General features: G+C 67.3%; 17 protein-coding genes. 8 read left to right on the plus strand and 9 right to left on the minus strand.

The genetic code is table 11. The annotated features are described in order from the left end of the window. Window positions 1-59: 59 nt before the first annotated feature. The 5 genes from BM060_RS24680 to BM060_RS24700 all read right to left on the minus strand — a co-directional run bounded on the left by BM060_RS24680 (window position 60) and on the right by BM060_RS24700 (window position 5,676). Complete coding sequence (locus tag BM060_RS24680; protein ID WP_074984002.1) at window positions 60-2,531, minus strand: TonB-dependent siderophore receptor; 2,472 nt, start codon at window positions 2,529-2,531, stop codon at window positions 60-62. Between the two features lie 107 nt (window positions 2,532-2,638). After that, entirely contained in the window at window positions 2,639-3,592 is a 954-nt protein-coding gene (locus BM060_RS24685; protein ID WP_074984004.1) for a FecR domain-containing protein, read from the minus strand. Further along, on the minus strand, window positions 3,589-4,119 hold the full coding sequence (locus BM060_RS24690; RefSeq protein WP_074984006.1) for a sigma-70 family RNA polymerase sigma factor: 531 nt from the start codon (window positions 4,117-4,119) through the stop codon (window positions 3,589-3,591). The genes BM060_RS24685 and BM060_RS24690 overlap by 4 nt, the downstream gene beginning before the upstream one ends. Window positions 4,120-4,601: 482 nt before the next feature. Next, window positions 4,602-5,342 carry an SDR family oxidoreductase gene (locus BM060_RS24695; protein WP_135499998.1) on the minus strand — a complete coding sequence of 247 codons (741 nt, stop codon included), beginning with the start codon at window positions 5,340-5,342 and terminating at the stop codon, window positions 4,602-4,604. A 40-nt stretch (window positions 5,343-5,382) separates the two neighbouring features. Next, window positions 5,383-5,676 carry a hypothetical protein gene (locus tag BM060_RS24700; RefSeq protein ID WP_074984009.1) on the minus strand — a complete coding sequence of 98 codons (294 nt, stop codon included), beginning with the start codon at window positions 5,674-5,676 and terminating at the stop codon, window positions 5,383-5,385. 585 nt (window positions 5,677-6,261) lie between these two features. Between BM060_RS24700 and BM060_RS24705 the strand changes: the two genes are divergently transcribed. Continuing rightward, complete coding sequence (locus BM060_RS24705) at window positions 6,262-6,501, plus strand: hypothetical protein (RefSeq protein ID WP_074984011.1); 240 nt, start codon at window positions 6,262-6,264, stop codon at window positions 6,499-6,501. A gap of 221 nt (window positions 6,502-6,722) precedes the next feature. Here the strand turns inward: BM060_RS24705 and BM060_RS24710 are convergent, their stop codons facing one another. Beyond that, complete coding sequence (locus BM060_RS24710; protein ID WP_074984014.1) at window positions 6,723-7,649, minus strand: LysR family transcriptional regulator; 927 nt, start codon at window positions 7,647-7,649, stop codon at window positions 6,723-6,725. 101 nt (window positions 7,650-7,750) lie between these two features. Here BM060_RS24710 and BM060_RS24715 point away from each other — a divergent pair, with 101 nt between their 5' ends. Beyond that, window positions 7,751-9,052, plus strand: coding sequence for an MFS transporter (locus tag BM060_RS24715; RefSeq protein ID WP_245323043.1), 1,302 nt, complete (start codon window positions 7,751-7,753; stop codon window positions 9,050-9,052). 29 nt (window positions 9,053-9,081) lie between these two features. Next, window positions 9,082-10,011, plus strand: coding sequence for a carbon-nitrogen hydrolase family protein (locus BM060_RS24720; protein ID WP_074984020.1), 930 nt, complete (start codon window positions 9,082-9,084; stop codon window positions 10,009-10,011). A gap of 311 nt (window positions 10,012-10,322) precedes the next feature. Here the strand turns inward: BM060_RS24720 and BM060_RS24725 are convergent, their stop codons facing one another. The 3 genes from BM060_RS24725 to BM060_RS33045 are packed head-to-tail and all read right to left on the minus strand — an operon-like array spanning window position 10,323 to window position 12,394. Continuing rightward, complete coding sequence (locus tag BM060_RS24725; RefSeq protein ID WP_061562022.1) at window positions 10,323-10,979, minus strand: response regulator transcription factor; 657 nt, start codon at window positions 10,977-10,979, stop codon at window positions 10,323-10,325. Between the two features lie 14 nt (window positions 10,980-10,993). After that, a complete protein-coding gene (locus BM060_RS24730) occupies window positions 10,994-12,244 on the minus strand; it encodes a sensor histidine kinase (RefSeq protein WP_074984022.1) in 1,251 nt (416 codons plus the stop codon). 9 nt (window positions 12,245-12,253) lie between these two features. Further along, window positions 12,254-12,394 carry a hypothetical protein gene (locus BM060_RS33045; RefSeq protein WP_009622964.1) on the minus strand — a complete coding sequence of 47 codons (141 nt, stop codon included), beginning with the start codon at window positions 12,392-12,394 and terminating at the stop codon, window positions 12,254-12,256. Window positions 12,395-12,552: 158 nt separating this feature from the next. Between BM060_RS33045 and BM060_RS24735 the strand changes: the two genes are divergently transcribed. From BM060_RS24735 to BM060_RS24755, 5 genes are all read left to right on the plus strand, one after another. Next, window positions 12,553-13,758 carry an ABC transporter substrate-binding protein gene (locus BM060_RS24735; RefSeq protein WP_074984024.1) on the plus strand — a complete coding sequence of 402 codons (1,206 nt, stop codon included), beginning with the start codon at window positions 12,553-12,555 and terminating at the stop codon, window positions 13,756-13,758. Window positions 13,759-13,772: 14 nt separating this feature from the next. After that, entirely contained in the window at window positions 13,773-14,759 is a 987-nt protein-coding gene (locus tag BM060_RS24740; protein ID WP_074984027.1) for a YVTN family beta-propeller repeat protein, read from the plus strand. Continuing rightward, window positions 14,756-15,487 (plus strand): ABC transporter ATP-binding protein, encoded by a 732-nt coding sequence (locus BM060_RS24745; RefSeq protein ID WP_074984029.1) that lies wholly within the window; start codon window positions 14,756-14,758, stop codon window positions 15,485-15,487. The genes BM060_RS24740 and BM060_RS24745 overlap by 4 nt, the downstream gene beginning before the upstream one ends. Further along, on the plus strand, window positions 15,484-16,299 hold the full coding sequence (locus BM060_RS24750; RefSeq protein ID WP_074984032.1) for an ABC transporter permease: 816 nt from the start codon (window positions 15,484-15,486) through the stop codon (window positions 16,297-16,299). Before BM060_RS24745 ends, BM060_RS24750 begins: the two co-directional genes overlap by 4 nt. Before the next feature lie 104 nt (window positions 16,300-16,403). Continuing rightward, a complete protein-coding gene (locus BM060_RS24755; RefSeq protein WP_074984034.1) occupies window positions 16,404-16,940 on the plus strand; it encodes a PQQ-dependent catabolism-associated CXXCW motif protein in 537 nt (178 codons plus the stop codon). Window positions 16,941-16,950: the final 10 nt, after the last annotated feature.

The raw sequence follows: 16,950 nt of genomic DNA on the forward strand, positions 1-16,950 counted from the left end.
CAGGCGTCCATAGGCCTCCTGTGCTTCTCCACACGGTCAGGCCTGCGCCCGCGGCCGCTTCAAAAACTGTACTTCACCGACAACATCAGATTCCGCGGCTCCCCATACACATTGCTCGGCACCGTGACAGACGAACTCAAGGAGTTGTAGTACTTCTTGTCGAACGCATTGTTCAGGTTCAACTGCGCATCGATATGGGCAGTCGGCTTGAACCCCAGCATGAAGTCCACCAGCGTGTAGGCGTCCTGCTCGATCATGTAGGTGGTGCCTTTGTTGTAGATGCGGTTCTGCCGGTACAGGGAACTACCAATGCGCCATTGGTCGAGCGCGCCTGGCAGGGTGTAGGTGGTGCTCATCTTGAACAGGTGTCGCGGGATGTCGGTATCGAACAGGCGTCCTTCGTTGGCCTTGTTCGCATCCTTGCGGTATTTGGCTTCGGTGAAGGTGTAGCCGGCGCCCAGCTGCCAGTTGGGCGTAAGCTGCCCTTGCAGTTCCAGTTCGATGCCTTTGCTGCGCACCTCGCCGGCCGCCTCGTAGCAGGAAGTGGTGGGATAGCTGGGGCAAAGGCTCTGGTCGGTGATGGCCTTGGCGCGGTTTTCCTGGTCCAGTTGGAAGATGGCGGCCGAAGCGTTCAGCGCGCCGTCGAAATACTCGCCCTTGATGCCCAGCTCGTAGTTCTTGCCGGTGATGGGTTCGATGACCGAGCCTGAGGTGTCGAAGTAACTCTGCGGCTTGAAGATGTCGGTGTAGCTGACATACACCGAGTGATGCGCGTCCAGGTCATAGATCAGGCCGGCGTACTTGGTGACGTGGCGGTTGACCTTGAGTTCGGTCTCGGTGCCTTTGTAGGGGGCGCTGGTATCGTTTTCGTACCAGTCCAGGCGGCTGCCCAGAATCAGTTTCAGTGGGTCGGCCAGGCTCAGGCGGGTGGTGGCGTAAACGCTGTTGAGCTTGGCGTTGGTGTTCTGCCAGCCGTATTTGGTCTGGCTGGCGATTTTCGGGGTGTCGCCGTTCCAGTTGTAGATATCGATATTGCTGTGCAGCAGCACGTTTACCGGCACGTCGCCATTGAACACCACGCGGCGATGGCTGGCACCGAACACCAGTTCGTGGTCGCGGTCCATCAGGCGGAACGGGCCGCTGGCGTAGGCATCGAAGCTGTTCTGGCTTTCCCGATAGTGGCCGGCGCCGACGTATTGGTCATAGGTCTGGGTGGCGGTGCGCCCCAGTATGTAGGTGCCCAGCATGTCCAGGTCGGCCCAGGTCTTGGTGGCCGACAGGTTGAGTTTCCAGCCGTTGTCCAGGGCGTGTTCGATGGCGGCATATGCGGAGGTGCTGGTCTTGTTCCAGTACTCCCAGTCATTGCTCAGGGAAGTGGAGCGCGACAGCTTCAGGTCGCTGCCGTCGAAGCCCACCGGCAGGCCGGTCCAGCCGTTGCCGTTGTAGTCGTCCTGCTGGCGCGAAGCGCTGAACGTCAGGGTGGTGCTGTCGTTCAGGTCGGCCTCTACGATCCCGTAGAACAGGTTCCGCTGGTTATCCAGCGAGTCGCGGAAGCTGCCCTGGGTCTGGTAGGCGGTAACCAGGCGACCGCGCACAGCACCGTTGTCGGTCAGCGGGCCGGACAGGTCGACGTCGGTGCGGTAGCGGTCCCAGGTGCCGGCGCTGCCCTGGATGCTGGCCTGGAACGTTGGCGTAGGACGTTTGCGAACCAGGTTGATGGCCGCGGCCGGGTTTCCGGCGCCCTGCATCAGGCCGGTGGCGCCGCGCACCACCTCCACCCGGTCGTACATGGCCATGTCTGCGGAAAGCAGGTCCTGGGACAGCTGGGAACTGTCGAGGCTGGTGGGCAGGCCGTCGTACATGATGTTGTCGAGCGCAAAGCCGCGGGCGTAGTAGGTGGAACGCTCCGGCCCCGTGCGCCGGATGACCATGCCCGGGGTGTTCTGCACGACGTCGTTGAGGTCGGCCAGGGCCTGGTCGTCGAGGCGCTGGCGAGTCATCACCGTGACCGACTGCGGCGTTTCACGCAGCGAGAGGTTCAGCTTGGTGGCGGTCTGCATGGCACCGGTCGTATAGGAGCCCGTTCCCTCGGTCAGGCCATCCTGGCGAACGCCCATGATTTCGCTGCTGTCCATCTTCAGTGGCTGCTCGGCCTCGGCTACCGGACGCAGAACATAGAGGCCGTCGCCCTGCCGTGAGGCGCGCAGCCCAGTCCCCTCGAGCAGCCGGCTCAGGCCGGTGTCGACGTCGGCATCGCCGCTCAGGCCTCGACTCCTCAGCCCCTGCACCCGCTGCGGCTGCAGCGGCAGTGTGATGCCCGCCTGGCTCGCGAACTCCGCCAGCGCAGCGCCCAGCGGGCCGGGGGCTATCTCGAAGTGGCGTTGCCGACTGGCCTGATCGACGGTGTCGGCCTGCGCGCAGGCGACGAAGCCGATCGAACCCAGGCACAGCCCGAGCGCAGCGGCGCGCAATGCCTGGGCGAGTTCGCTGGGTCGTGCTGCGCGGCGCGAAGCGAAGGGGTGAAGCTGCATGAATGACTCCCTGTGTCGAGCATGTTTTTTCGTTGTGTGCTCGGGTGACACGCGAGAGACGAAAAAGACGACAGAAAGAATTCGGCAGCGCCAATCAGCTGGGCCGATCAGCTGGAAATGGGCGCGATGGTGACCCAGTAACGGGTGCGATAGCGGATTTCCACCGGCAGCACCTGGGTCAACGCATGGAGCGCCTGGTCGGTATCGTGCAGTTGAAACGCTCCGGAGACTTCCAGCTGCGCAACCTCGGGGTCGCAGCGCAACAGGCCGGGTCGGTATCGCCCCAGTTCGGCGGCGAAGCTTGCCAGGCTCATACGCTCAGCCTTGATCACGCCGCGGGTCCAATCGGCGATGCGCGCATCGAGCGGCTCGACGTCGCCCACATGCCGGGCATTGAATCTCGCCTGTTCACCGGCCTTCAGCAGCTGGGATTCTCCAGCCCGCGAGTTCAGCTTCACCGCGCCTTCGAGCACCGCAACCTGGCTGTCCTCGGGCCATTGCCGCACCAGGAAGCGCGTGCCGATGGGTTCGACCTCGCCCTGGGCAGTTTCCACAATGAAGGGTCTGCCGGCGGGGTCCTTGGCGGTGATGATCAGCACCTCGCCTGCAACCAGCCGTACCCGCCGGCTCGCACCGTCGAAGGCCACATCGACGGCACTGTCGGTATTGAGATGAATCTGCGTGCCGTCGGCCAGAGACATCTGGCGCTGCTCGCCTACCCCGCTGCGAACATCGGCATTGAGCTGCTGCCAGGACTGCGTACGGCGAATCAGCAAGGCTGCAGGCGCCGTTGCCAGCAGCAGCGCGAGCAACTTGAGGGCCTGTCGGCGCGTAGCGGCGTGGGAACGATCCAGCGTTTCAAGCCCCAGCTGAGGCGGGATCAGCCCCAGTCGCTGGTTGAAGCCTTCCGCCAACTGCCAGGCGCGCTCGTGCTCCGGGTCGGCTGCGCGCCAGCGCTCGCAATCGCGACGTTGCGCCTCGCTGACGCGCGGCCCCTGAAGGCGCACATACCAGCGCGCGGCCTGGCGAGCGATATCACGGTCGATGGGTTGCGCGCTCACGGGTGCTCCGGCACTTCCGCCGCCAGCACGATGCACTCTTCGAAAGCCAGCGCGAGATAGCGCTGAACGCTACGTACGCTCACGCCCAACCGCTGGGCGATGGCATCCTGGGTGAGCCCTTCGAGCTGGTACAGGAGGAACGCCTGACGTGCCTTGCTCGGCAGCCGAGCCAGTACCGCATCGACCTCGTGCAGGGCTTCGAGCACCAGAGCCTGATGTTCCAGTGAAGGCGTGCACGCCTCCGGCAGGCTGGCCAGGACTTCCAGATACGCCTGCTCCAGCGAGCGCCGACGGTAGAGATTGATCACCAGCCGCCGTGCGATGGTCAGCAGGTAGGCTCGCGGCGTCGCGATGGGCTGCTGCAGCGCAGCGGGCGAAACGAGCAAGCGGACGAAGGTATCCTGGGCCAGGTCGGCCGCATCGCAGCGGTTGCCCAATCGACGATTGAGCCATCCGCGCAGCCATCCGTGGTGGTCCTGGTACAGCCGGCCGAGCAGCTGATCCTCTGTAGCGGCAGTAGCGTGCATGGAGTGGCATTCCATCATATGCGAATGACTCGCATTATATTTTTATGCCACCTCTTCCATCAAGGCATTCGGGCCGGGATCAGCGCGCCTTATCGTGGATGCCCGCCATGGGGGCCGTGTGGGGCATCTTCGGATGCGCCGGTCCGAGTCCGGTACGCCACCTGCACAGCCCGCCCTGGTGCCGTAAGAGCGACTCTCTTACCGGCCGTGCGGGGGCTCTTCGTAGGATCGAGGGGGGACGCCTGGTTCTTGCTCGCGAATGAGCCCGCAGCGGAGCCTGTTCGCGAGCAAGCTCGCTCCTACGAGAAGCCGTGCCCACCGGTATGGTGTCCGTGCAAGACAGGTTTATTTTCAGCACTCTAGTCTCGTCCATCCGGACAGCTTTAGAGCAGAAGGAATAAATCTGTTCCTCTTCCACAATGGGGCGTCTGCGTCATTGCCGTTCAAGCCCTTGAGCGTCGCAGCCCCCGGCGTTTCTGGCGTTACAGGGCATAGCCGCCATCCAGCGTCAGGCTCGCCCCGGTCATGTGGGCCGCTGCCGGGCTGGCGAGGTACGCGACCAGGCCGGCGATCTCCATGGGCTGGGCGACGCGTCCGAGTGGGACGAGTTCCGCCAGCGCGTCCAGGTGCGATTGCGTCATGTCGGTCGCGGTCGGGCCGGGCTGGATATTGTTGACGGTGATCCGGCGCGCCGCGAGATCCAGCGCGAGCCCTTGCACCAGGCGCGCAACGGCGGCCTTGGTCATCGCATACACCGCGCCTTCGACCGAAGTGCGCCCAGAGGCCGAATTGCTGCCGATGGTGATCACTCGCCCGCCGTCGCGCATGCTGGCCACGGCGGCCTGGATCGAGAGAATGACGCCACGGATGTTCACGTCGAGCATCAGGTCGAGGTCCTCGACGCCAAGGGCATCGATGCGGGCGAGCCGCAGCACGCCGGCATTGACCACCGCCACGTCGATCGCGCCAAAGCGCTCGACCGCCGCCGCCACCGCATTCCGGATGGCAGCGGCATCCTTGCTGTCGGCCTGGATCGCAAGGGCACGGCCGCCACCCGCCTCGATCTCGTCGGTCAGCGCTTTGGCGCTGGCCGGCCGGGACACGTAGGTCAGCGCCACCGAGAAACCGTCGGCGGCGAGTTGCCTCGCCGCTGCCGCGCCGATGCCCCGGGAGCCACCAAAAACAATGGCGACCTTGTCATTCCCTGCTTCGTCTCGCTTCATCGCCTCACCTTCATTGACTGAAAACGTGAAAGCCCGGGAATCAGACGGTTGCCGATTCATGGGACGACGCCACGCGCTTGCCCAACGGCGTCCGGCTGTAGCCATCTGCGGCAATGGTCTGTTGCGCAGGCGCTGCCGTGTTCACGCGCATGCCCAGGGGCGTCCTGCTGAAGCCATCTTCCGCCAGTTGCGGGGTTGCGCCTTCTTCAGCCAGGGGCGTCAGTTGGAAACAGACGGTGCCGTGGGAGCAGCGTGCTTCGGCCGCATTCGCATGCACCGCCACGCCGGCCAGCGAAAAGGTAATGGCGGTCACGAGAGTCTTCAGAGTGTTCATGGCATTGTTCCTCAAGGGTTAGGGGGAACAGTCCATCGGAGTGGGAAAGAGCGCTCTGGAGGAGCGCTGGCTCTACCGCGCACCGATGTCCTGTTGGAGTGAATTAAAAGCCCTTGGGGTATCTGCGCCGTGTCGAGAAAAGGCGTGGCCATCTCTGCGAATGTCAAAACGGTCTGCGGACACACTGGAATACAAAGCGCCTCCGAGAAAGTGCGGATGAGCAGGCACCGAGCTTCCGTCGTCATTGCCGGGCGGGCGCGAAAGTAGTCATTCACCTATGGCTGCCATGCAGGTCAACTGCGCTTCCCGCCACGCGCCTTGCCACACCCAATTGACAGCCTCGCGGCAACTCCCTAACGTTGCTCAGCCGCTCAACAGAGCGGTGCGGGATTGGCGTCCCGGAATTCTGGAAGGTGTCTGGGGTCAATCTCCGGCACCTTGCATGGCTGTACCCATGTTATGGGCGGGCCGTGCGGGGCATCTTCGGATGCGCCGGTTCCCAGATTCCGGTACGCCAACCTGTACGGTCCGCCCTCCCCGATTGGCGTCGGGAGGCGGAAGACTGAATCAATCTGGGAGATTTTCATGAGCCTTTCTGCCCAAGTTCTACCCCATCCCCTCAAGCACGCTGCCCCATCGGACTTCTACGACGCTGCCCAATCCCGTCAATCCGCCCTGATCAATCTGCTGCGCCTGCTGGCCGGCGCGCCGGACCTGGGAGCGCCTGCCGAGGATGTGTTGGACGGCACCTTCAGCGCACTGGAGTACCTGGCGGCCGATGCCGAGCGGTTGTATGCCGCAGCTGAGGAGCATGGGCGGGCGTAGGGCGCATAACCGTTCGCGGTTATCCGCCGTCGGCCGTGCCACCGAGGCGTCCGGCGTGGCCGGTGAATCCAATCGCGGACAGAGTCCGCTCCTACGACCGTGCCTCCCTGGTGCCATAGTGCCGGCCGCGCCGGGGCGCTCTTCGTAGGAGCGCGCCCTGCGCGCGATATCGCGGGCAGGGCCCGCTACAGGTTGATGCCGAATGGACGGCCCTCTCGCGGCTAGCCGAGCTTCTGCGCCAGTTCGCCGATGAACTGGCGCAGCCATTCGTGGTGCGGTTTGCTGTGCTTGGCGATGTCCCAGACCATGAAGCAGCGGAAGGACGGCACCGGCAGCGGCGCCGGGCTTACGCGCAGCTGGGTCATGGCCGCGTAGCTCTCGGCGGCGAAGGTCGGGAGCGTGGCGATGGCTTCGCTGCTCGTCAGCGTGGTCAAGGCGCCGCTGAAGTGGGTGAAGGAGGCGATGACGCGGCGGGCGTGGCCGGCGGACTCGAACATGTCGTCGATGAAGCCGCGGCGGCCGTCGTAGGAGATGCGCACGTGGTCGGCGGCGAAGTACTCCTCCAGGCCGATGGGTGCGTCCGCCGCGCCGGCGCGCGGGCGGAACAGGCAGGAGTACGAGGAGGAGAACAGCACCTGGGACGAGTAGCTGGTGTTGAAGTCCTTCGGCTCGCTGCAGATCACCAGGTCCATGTCCGGGTCCTGCAGCGACTGCTTCCACAGCGAGCTGTTGCTCTGGTGGAAGGCGAAAGTCACGCCCAGGCCCTGCTCCGCTACCGCGTTGACGATGCGCGGGGCGAGATAGGACTCGATGTCGTCGGACAGGCCGATGTTGAACAGGTAGCTGGAATCGCGCGGGGAGAACTCCGGCTCGGCGCCCAGCACGCCGGAGATGGAAGTCAGCGCCTCGGCGATCTTCGGCGCCAGTTCCATGGCCTTGCGCGTGGGCTGCATGCCGGAGGCGGTGCGGATGAACAGTTCGTCGCCGAAGTGCTCGCGCAGCCGGCGCAGCGCCGCGCTCACCGCGCCCTGGGTCACGTGCAGCATCGCCGAGGCGCGGGTGGCGCTGCGCTCGGTCATCAGGCAGTGGAAGGTGAGCAGAAGGTTGAGGTCGATCCGCGAGATATTACGTACGTTAATCCGGCTCATATTTGCTAATCGTTTGCCCCGTGCCCGAGGAGATTCCTAGTCTGGCGTCCACAACAACATAACAAGCGCTGGAGAATTCTGTGGACGCGATTGAGCAAAGCATGGGTGCAGGCGGCATCCGGACCAAGGGCGGGCAGTCGGATATCCGCAAGCGGGCCATCGCGGTCGGCATCGGCAATTTCATGGAATGGTTCGACTTCGCCATCTACGGCTACTTCGCCGCGGTGATCGGCATGCTGTTCTTCCCCTCCAGCGCACCGGGCGTGTCGCTGCTCTCGTCGCTGGCGGTGTTCGCCGTCGGCTTCCTCTCCAGGCCTTTCGGCGCGTTGATCCTCGGGCCCATCGGCGACCGCTTCGGCCGCCGCGCGGTGCTGATCATCACCGTGTTCGGCATGGGCGTGTGCACCACCATCATAGGCCTGCTGCCCTCCTACGAGGTGATCGGCATCGCCGCGCCCATCCTGCTCATCGCCATGCGTTTCATCCAGGGCATGATGGTCGACGGCGAGTGGTCCAGCGCCGGCATCTACATCGTCGAGAGCGCCCCGTCCAACCGCCGCGCCACCGCCGCCAGCGTGATCACCGGCACGGCGGGGCTGGCCTTCCTGTTCGGCACCTTCACCGCCGCGAGCATCGCCTCGGCGCTGGACGACCAGCAGTTGGCGGCCTGGGGCTGGCGCCTGCCGTTCGTGGCGTCCATCGTGATGACCGGCATCGCCGTGTTCATCCGCCGCAAGCTGGGCGACACCCCGGTTTACGAGGAGATGGTCCGCCAGCGCGACTCGCACAAGGCACAAGCCCCGAGCCGCGCCGTGCGCCTCCGCGCCTTCGTCACCACCTTCGCCTTCTCCGCGCTGTTCGGCGTCTCGCTCTACTACTTCATCACCTACGCCAACAACCACCTGGTCTCCACCGTCGGCCTGCCGCGCAGCAGCGCGCTGTGGCTGTGCAGCGCGGCACTGGTGGTCTATGTGATCGTCAACCCGCTGATCGGCCAACTCAGCGACCGCATCGGCCGGCGCAAGCTGCTGCTGGGCGCTGCCGCCGCGCTGACGCTGCTGGCCTATCCGATCTTCCTGCTGCTCAACAGCGGCAACCCACTGGCGATTCTCGCCGGGCTGATCGTGATGGGCGTGCTGGTGGCGATCACCGCGGTGATGGACGTGGTGCTGCTGGTGGAAGTCTTCCCGGCCTCGATCCGCTCCACCGGCGCGGCCCTGGGCCACAACCTGGCGCTGGCGATCCTCGCCGGGCCTGGGCCCTTCATCGCCGCCGCGCTGATTCGCCAGACCGGCGACGCGAACCTGCCCGCGGCCTATCTGGCGGCGGTCTCCCTGGTGTGTCTGGTGGTGCTGTGGAAGACCCTGCCGGAAACCCGCGACAACGACATCAGCCGTTTCTAAGCCTTTCAACAGACAGTCAGGAGCCCCCAATGACCCGTGTAGCAATCATCCAGGCCGCCTCCGTTCCCTACGAGCCGATGGCCAGCGTCGAGAAGGCCTGCGGCATCCTCCGCCGCGTGGCGGAACAGGGCGCGAAGCTGGCGGTGTTCCCCGAGGCCTTCATCGGCGGCTACCCCAAGGGAGTGGCTTTCGGCAGCGTGGTGGGCAACCGCAGCGCCGCGGGGCGCGAGCTGTACCAGCGCTACGTCGAGGGCGCCGTGGCGCTGGACGGCCCGGAACTGGCGGTGCTCGCCGAGTGCGTGGAGCAGACCGGGGTGACCGTGGTGGTGGGCATCATCGAGCGTTTCGGCCGCACCTTGTATTGCACCGCCGTGACATTGACGCCGGGGCGCGGCATCGCCGGCTACCACCGCAAGCTGATGCCCACCGGGCAGGAACGGCTGATCTGGGGCTTTGGCGACGGTTCCACCATCGAGCCGGTGGACACCGAGTTCGGCGTGCTGGGCAGCGTGATCTGCTGGGAGAACTACATGCCGGCGCTGCGCCAGGCCATGTACGCCCAGGGCGTGCAGCTGTATTGCGCGCCCACCGCGGATGACCGCCCGTCCTGGGCCAGCTCGATGGTGCATATCGCCCTGGAAGGCCGGGTGTTCGTGCTCTCAGCCTGCCAGGCGATCCGCCTGGGCGAGTACCCGCAGCAGCACCGCGAGGCGTTCGGCCTGGACTTCCAGGAGGACGAGTACGTGATGCGCGGCGGCAGCATGATCGTCAGCCCGCAGGGCGAAGTGCTGGCCGGCCCGGTGTTCGACTGCGAGACCGAACTCTACGCCGACCTCGACATGGCCCAGCTGAGCAAGGGCAACCTCGATTTCGATGCCTGCGGCCACTACGCGCGGCCGGATGTGTTCGAGTTGAAGGTGAATACCGCACCGCTGCGGCCGGTGACTTTCGAGCCTTGAGGGCGACCGTTGCAGGGGGCGTGGCCGCGGATCGCGGACGAAGTCTGCGGGCACGGCTTCTCGTAGGAGCGAGCTTGCTCGCGAATGAACCCCGCAGCGGGGTCTGTTCGCGAGCAAGCTCGCTCCTACGAAGAGCACCCCGGCGCGGCCTGCAAGAAAGCCGCTCCTACGGCAACAGGGAGGCACGGTTGTAGGAGCGGACCTTGTCCGCGATAGCCAGACGTATCAGAGCGGATCGCGGATGAGATCCGCTCCTACGCTGCGCCACCCACACCATTCCCCTGCGCGCGAATCGCAGAAAAGCCCAACCCCTACCCCGCCAGCGCCTCGCCGCTCACACGCAGCACCCCGCTATCGATCGCCAGGTGCACCAGCTCCGCGTGGGAACTCACCTGCAGCTTCTGCTTCAGCAGCGTCACATGGTTGGACACCGTCTTGGCGCTCACGCACAGGTGTTCGGCCACCTGCCTTGCCGGCAGGCCGCGGGCGAGCATGACGAAGATTTCGAATTCGCGGCGGGTCAGGCCGTGCAGGCGCGGGTCGCCCTCTTCCAGGCCCCTGGGCTGGCAGGCCAGGCGGGTGGCCAGGGGTTGTTCGATGTAGAGCTGGCCGGCCAGTACGCGGCGCACCGCTTCGAGCAGCACCGCCGGGGCCGCGCCCTTGGTCACGTAGCCGGCGGCGCCGGCGTCCAGGGCCTGGCGCACCAGGGGCAGTTCGTCGTGCATGCTGAAGAACAGCACGCGCAGCTGCGGCAAGCGCTGGCGCAGGCGGCGGGTGACTTCCAGGCCGCTGATGCCGGGCAGGCCGATGTCGAGGATGACCAGCGCGGGAATCTCGCGTTGCACCGCCTGCAGCGCTTCCTCGCCGTCGCCCGCTTCCACCACGTCCGCTTCCGGCAGCAGGCCGCGCAGCAGGGCGGCTATGCCTTCGCGCACCACGAAATGGTCGTCCACCAGCAGGATTTTCATCGCTTTCTCTCCTCTCATGCCGCCACTGGCAGCGGCACCCGCAGGCGCAGCGCCAGGCCCAGGCCGGGCTGGCTGCGCAGTTGCAGTTCGCCGCCCAGGCAGCGGGCGCGCTCGCGCATGGAGCGCAGGCCGATGCCGGCGCGCGGCGGGCCGTCGCTGCCGCGGCCGTCGTCGCGCACGGCCAGGTACAGGTGGCCGCCGCGGGTTTGCAGGCGCACCCACACGCGGGTGGCGCCGGCGTGGCGGGCGACGTTGGTCAGCGCCTCTTGCAGCAGGCGGTACAGGTGCGCCTTGGCCGCGTCGCCCAGGGGCGGCAGGCTGTCGGGCAGGCGCAGGGTGCAGGCGATGCCCTGGCTGGCCTGCCAGTCCTCGACGTAGGCGCGCACCGCTTCGTCCAGCGCCAGGTGCTCCAGCACCACCGGGTAGAGGTCGCGGATCAGCGCGCGGAAGCTGTCGTTCAGGCCGCGGCAGTGCTGGTCCATGCGTTCCAGGGTGGGCTGCGCGGCGGGTTGGTCGTGCAGGCTGTGCAGCAGGAAGAGTTGCGCGCGGATGCCGGCCAGGTATTGGCCGATGTCGTCGTGCAGGGCCTGGGCCAGTTCCTGACGCTCGCGCTCCTGCACGGCGAGCAGCGAGCGGGTCAGTTCGGCGTTTTCCTGGCAGGCGCGTTCCAGGGCCTCGGCCATGCCGTTGAAGCGCCCGGCCAGGCGTTGCGCTTCGGGCAGCGAATGGCCGGGCAGGCGCACCTGCAGGCGGCCCTGGGCGATTTCGCCGAACGCGGCCTGCAGTTGTTCCACCACCCGCAGCCCGCCGCGCACCGCCCAGCGGATCGCCAGCAGGCTGACCGCCAGGGCCACGCCGAACAGCGCCAGCAGTTGCACCAGGGAGTCGCGGACTTCGTCGATTTCGTCGCGCGGGTCCACGCTCAGTTGCACGCGGCGGCCGTCTGCCAGTTGCAGCGGCGCGGCGTGGTAGACGTCCGGGTACAGGCGCGCCGCCAGCCATTCGTCGAGCCAGCCGCGCGGCGCCGGCGGCGGCTGGTCGAGCCAGTGCACGCGCACGTGGCGCAGGCCGCCGGTGAGGCTCTGGTCGAGGCTGGCCGGGTCGCGCAGCGCCGCCTCGCGCAGGTATTCCACCACGGCGCGGGCGGCGTCCAGTTCGCGGCGCACGTCCTCGTCGCCCTGGTGCAGCAGCACGGCCACGCACAGCGCGGCGACCAGGGCGAAGAACAGCCCGACCAGCAGGTTGATCCGCCACAGCGCCGACATGGCCGCGCCCTAGGGCCCCACGCGGCAGGGCTGGCCGGCGACGCAGGCGCTGGGCACGCCGGGGCGGGTGTGCAGGCTGTACATGAAATCGAAGCCCAGCAGGCTGAGGATCAGCAGGATGGGCAGTACCAGGGTGACGGCGATACGCATGGCTCGGCTCCCGTTGTCTTTGTTGTTGTAGGGCCATGCTAGGGCGCGGCCGTCGGCGGCGATCTACTACCTTGGTATTGCCCCGGCGGTACTTTCTGCATATTTCCCAGGCCCTGGCGCGTTCCTATGCTGGCGACACAACAACAATGGAGTCGCCCATGCGCCAGTTCGCCCTGCACGGCGTGGCCTACCTGCTGGCGGTCGCCTGCGCTGCCCTGCTCTGCCTGAACGCGCGTGCCGAGGATGCCCCGGCCGAGCTGCAGGTGCGCATCGCCTACCTCGGCTACACGCCCGACCCCGGCCCGCTGCTGTCCAATATCATCCCTGAACCCACCGACGCCGGCCTGCGCGGCGCCGAGCTGGCCATCGACGACAGCAACACCACCGGGCGCTTCCTCAAGCAGCGCTACAGCCTGGTCAGCGCCACCAGCGCCGATGCCCAGCAACTGCTGGCCGAGGCGCGCAAGCTGCACGACGACGGCCTGCGCCTGTTCGTGGTCAACGCCCCGGCCGAGAGCCTGCGCCAACTGGCCGCCGCGCTGCCGGACAGCCTGCTGTTCAACGCCGGCGCCGCCGACGACGAGCTGCGCGCCGACCAGTGCCCGGCCAACGTGCTGCACACCCTGCCCAGCCGGCTGATGCTGACCGACGCCCTCACCCAGCTCCTGGTGCTGCGCAAGTGGACGCACTGGCTGTTGATCATCGGCCAGCGTCCCGAGGACCAGGCCTACGCCGCCGCCCTGCGCCGCTCGGCCAAGCGCTTCGGGGCCAAGATAGTCGAGGAGAAGGCCTTCACCTTCGCCAACGACCAGCGCCGCAGCGCCCAGGCCGACATGCCGCTGTTCACCCAGGCCGGCGACGACTACGACGTGGTGCTGGTGGCCGACGAGCACGGCGACTTCGGCGAGTACGTGCCCTACAACACCTGGCTGCCGCGCCCGGTGGCCGGCACCCAGGGCCTGGTCGCCACGGGCTGGCACAAGACCGTGGAAACCTTCGGCGCCGCGCAGCTGCAGAAGCGCTTCGAAGCCCAGGCCAAGCGCTGGATGAACGACCGCGACTTCGCCGCCTGGGTCGCCGTGCGCAGCGTGGCCAGCGCCATGACGCGCCTGCGCAACGCCGAGCCGCAGGCCATCCGCGCCCTGGCGCTGTCGCCGGACCTGCCGCTGGATGGCTTCAAGGGCTACAAGCTCAGCTACCGTCCCTGGGACGGCCAGCTGCGCCAACCCATTCCCCTGGTGCAGCCGCGCGCGCTGGTCAGCACCTCGCCGCAGGAAGGCTTCCTGCACCCCGCAAGCGAACTCGACAGCCTCGGCCTGGATGCCCCGGAAAGCCGTTGCCGCCTCGCCGACGCCAAGCCCTGACCTGGAGATACGCCATGTTCCGCGCCGCCATTTTCCCAGCCACCCTGGCCCCTTCCCTGCTGGCCGCCGCCCTGTGCCTGGCGCCGCCGGCCTTCGCCGCCAAGGCCTACGTGTCCAACGAGAAGGACAACAACATCAGCGTCATCGACCTGGACAGCATGACCGTCACCGGCACCCTGGAGACCGGCAAGCGCCCCCGCGGCCTGGCGCTGTCCCACGACAATAAGCTGCTGTACATCTGCGCCAGCGACTCCGACACCGTGCAGGTGATGGACCTGGCCAGCGGCAAGATCGTCAAGCAGCTGCCCTCCGGCGCCGACCCCGAGCAGTTCGCCCTGCACCCCAACGACCGCTGGCTGTACGTCTCCAACGAGGACGACGCGCTGGTGACGGTGGTCGACACCCAGACCGCCCAGGTGCTCGGCCAGATCGACGTGGGCGTGGAGCCCGAGGGCATGGCGGTGAGCCCGGACGGCAAGTGGGCGGTGAACACCAGCGAGACCACCAACATGCTGCACTGGATCGACACCGCCACGCAGAAGCTGGTGGACAGCACCCTGGTGGACCAGCGCCCGCGCCACGCGGAGTTCAACAAGGACGGCAGCCAGGTCTGGGTGTCGGCGGAGATCGGCGGCAGCGTCAGCGTGGTGGACGTGGCCAGCCGCAAGATCCTCAAGAGCCTGCGCTTCGCCATCAAGGGCGTGCACCCGGACAAGATCCAGCCCGTGGGGGTGAAGCTGAGCAGCGACGGCAAGTACGCCTTCGTCGCCCTGGGCCCGGCCAACCACATTGCGGTGGTGGATGCGAAGACCTTCGAGGTGCTCGACTACCTGCTGGTGGGCCGCCGCGTGTGGCACCTGGCGTTCAACCCGGACGAGAGCCTGCTGCTGGCCACCAACGGCGTCAGCGGCGACGTCTCGGTGATCGACGTGAAGGACCTCAAGGTGACCCGCTCGATCAAGGTCGGGCGCTACCCCTGGGGCGTGGTGGTGACGCCATGAACGCCCTGCGGGTGGCGGGCCTGGGCTTCGCCTACGGCGCGCGCAAGGCGCTGGACGGCATCGACTTCACCCTGCCGGCCGGGCGATTCACCGCCCTGCTGGGGCCCAACGGCGCCGGCAAGTCCACGCTGATCGCCCTGCTCACGCGCCTGTACGACCTGCAACAGGGCGAGATCGAGGTGTGCGGCTGCAGCCTGGCCCGCCAGCCGCGCCTGGCCCTGCGCCAGCTGGGCGTGGTGTTCCAGCAGAGCACCCTGGACCTGGACCTGAGCGTGGAGCAGAACCTGCGCTACCACGCCGCCCTGCACGGCCTGCCGCGGGCCCTGGCGGCCGACCGCATCGAGCAGGAACTGGCCCGCCAGCAGTTGCAGGAGCGCCGCCGCGACAAGGTGCGCACCTTGAACGGCGGCCACCGCCGCCGCGTGGAGATCGCCCGCGCATTGCTGCACCGCCCGCGCCTGCTGCTGCTCGACGAGGCCAGCGTGGGGCTGGACCCGGCGGCGCGCCAGGCGCTGAACGAACACGTGCGCCAGCTGTGCCGCGACGAGGGCCTGGCGGTGCTGTGGACCACCCATTTGCTGGACGAAGTGCGCGGCGACGACCAGTTGCTGGTGCTCGACCGCGGCCGCCTGGTGGCCCAGGGCGAGGCGGCCCAGGTCAGCGCCGCCGACGATGGCGACCTGCCCCGCGCCTTCGCCCGCCTCACCCGCCTGGAAGCCTGCGCATGAACTACGACACCCTCGGCTTCGGCCCGGCCGCCTACTGGCAGTGCCTGCGCGGCATCGTGGTGCGCGAGTGGCTGCGCTTCGTGCTGCAGCGCTCGCGCTTCCTCAGCGCCCTGGTGCGCCCGCTGCTGTGGCTGCTGGTGTTCGCCGCCGGCTTTCGCGCCGCGCTGGGCATCTCGATCATCGAGCCCTACGACACCTACGTGACCTACGAGACCTACATCGTCCCCGGGCTGTGCTGCATGATCCTGCTGTTCAACGGCATGCAGGGCTCGCTGTCGATGGTCTACGACCGCGAGATGGGCAGCATGCGCGTGCTGCTCACCAGCCCGCTGCCGCGCGCCTTCCTGCTGGCCGGCAAGCTGCTGGCCACGGCGCTGGTGTCGCTGCTGCAGGTATACGCCTTCCTCGCCATCGCCTGGCTCTACGGCGTGCAGCCGCCGGCCTGGGGGCTGCTCGCGGCGCTGCCGGCGCTGCTGCTGGCGGCGTTGCTGCTGAGCGCCCTGGGCCTGCTGCTGTCGAACGCCATCCGCCAGCTGGAGAACTTCGCCGGGGTGATGAACTTCGTGATCTTCCCGCTGTTCTTCCTGTCCTCGGCGCTGTACCCACTGTGGAAGATGCGCGAGGCCAGCGTGGGGCTGTACTGGCTGTGCGCGCTCAACCCCTTCAGCCACGCCGTGGAGCTGGTGCGCTTCGCCCTGTACCAGCGCTTCAACCCGCTGGCGCTGGCGGTGTGCCTGGGGCTGACGCTGCTGTTCGCCGGCCTTGCGCTGCTCACCTTCAACCCGCAGCACGCGGCGCTGCGCAAGGGCTGAAATCTCCTACTTTGGTACTGGATCAACCCTCCGGACGTCGAATTTCCAAAGCAGCGCCCCTGGCATGTAATGGCGGGCAGAAGAATAAATATCGAGATGCCACCATGCCCCGCCTAGCCCCTGCCCTGCTCTGCGCGCTGCTGGGCCTGCCGCTGGCCCATGCGGACGAAGCGCTGTTCTCCAGCGACGGCTACCGCACCAGCCAGTACCGCAGCCCGACCCCGGCCAGCGCCGACCACGCCACCACCCTGGACACCGACGCCCTGCAGGCGCTGCTCAAGCGCGAGCCGCGCACGCGCCTGGTGGACGTGTATCGCCGTACCTGGCTCAACGGCCAGTTCGTGGCCAACGAGCCGCACCGCAACCTGCCCGGCAGCCTGTGGCTGGCCAACACCGGCGACGGCTTGCTGAGCGCGCCCTGGCAGGCCTACTTCCGCGAGAACCTGCGGCAGCTGAGCGAGGGCGACCCGATGCGCCCGCTGGTGTTCTACTGCCGCTCGGACTGCTGGGCCAGCTGGAACGCGGTCCGGCGCGCCCATGCGCTGGGCTATTCCAGGCTCTACTGGTACCGTGACGGAATAGACGCCTGGGAACAGGCCGGCCTGCCCCTGCAGGACGCCCAGCCGCACCCTTTCCCCTGAGCACACCCGG

The organism is Pseudomonas citronellolis, from assembly GCF_900112375.1.
GTDB lineage: Bacteria > Pseudomonadota > Gammaproteobacteria > Pseudomonadales > Pseudomonadaceae > Pseudomonas > Pseudomonas citronellolis.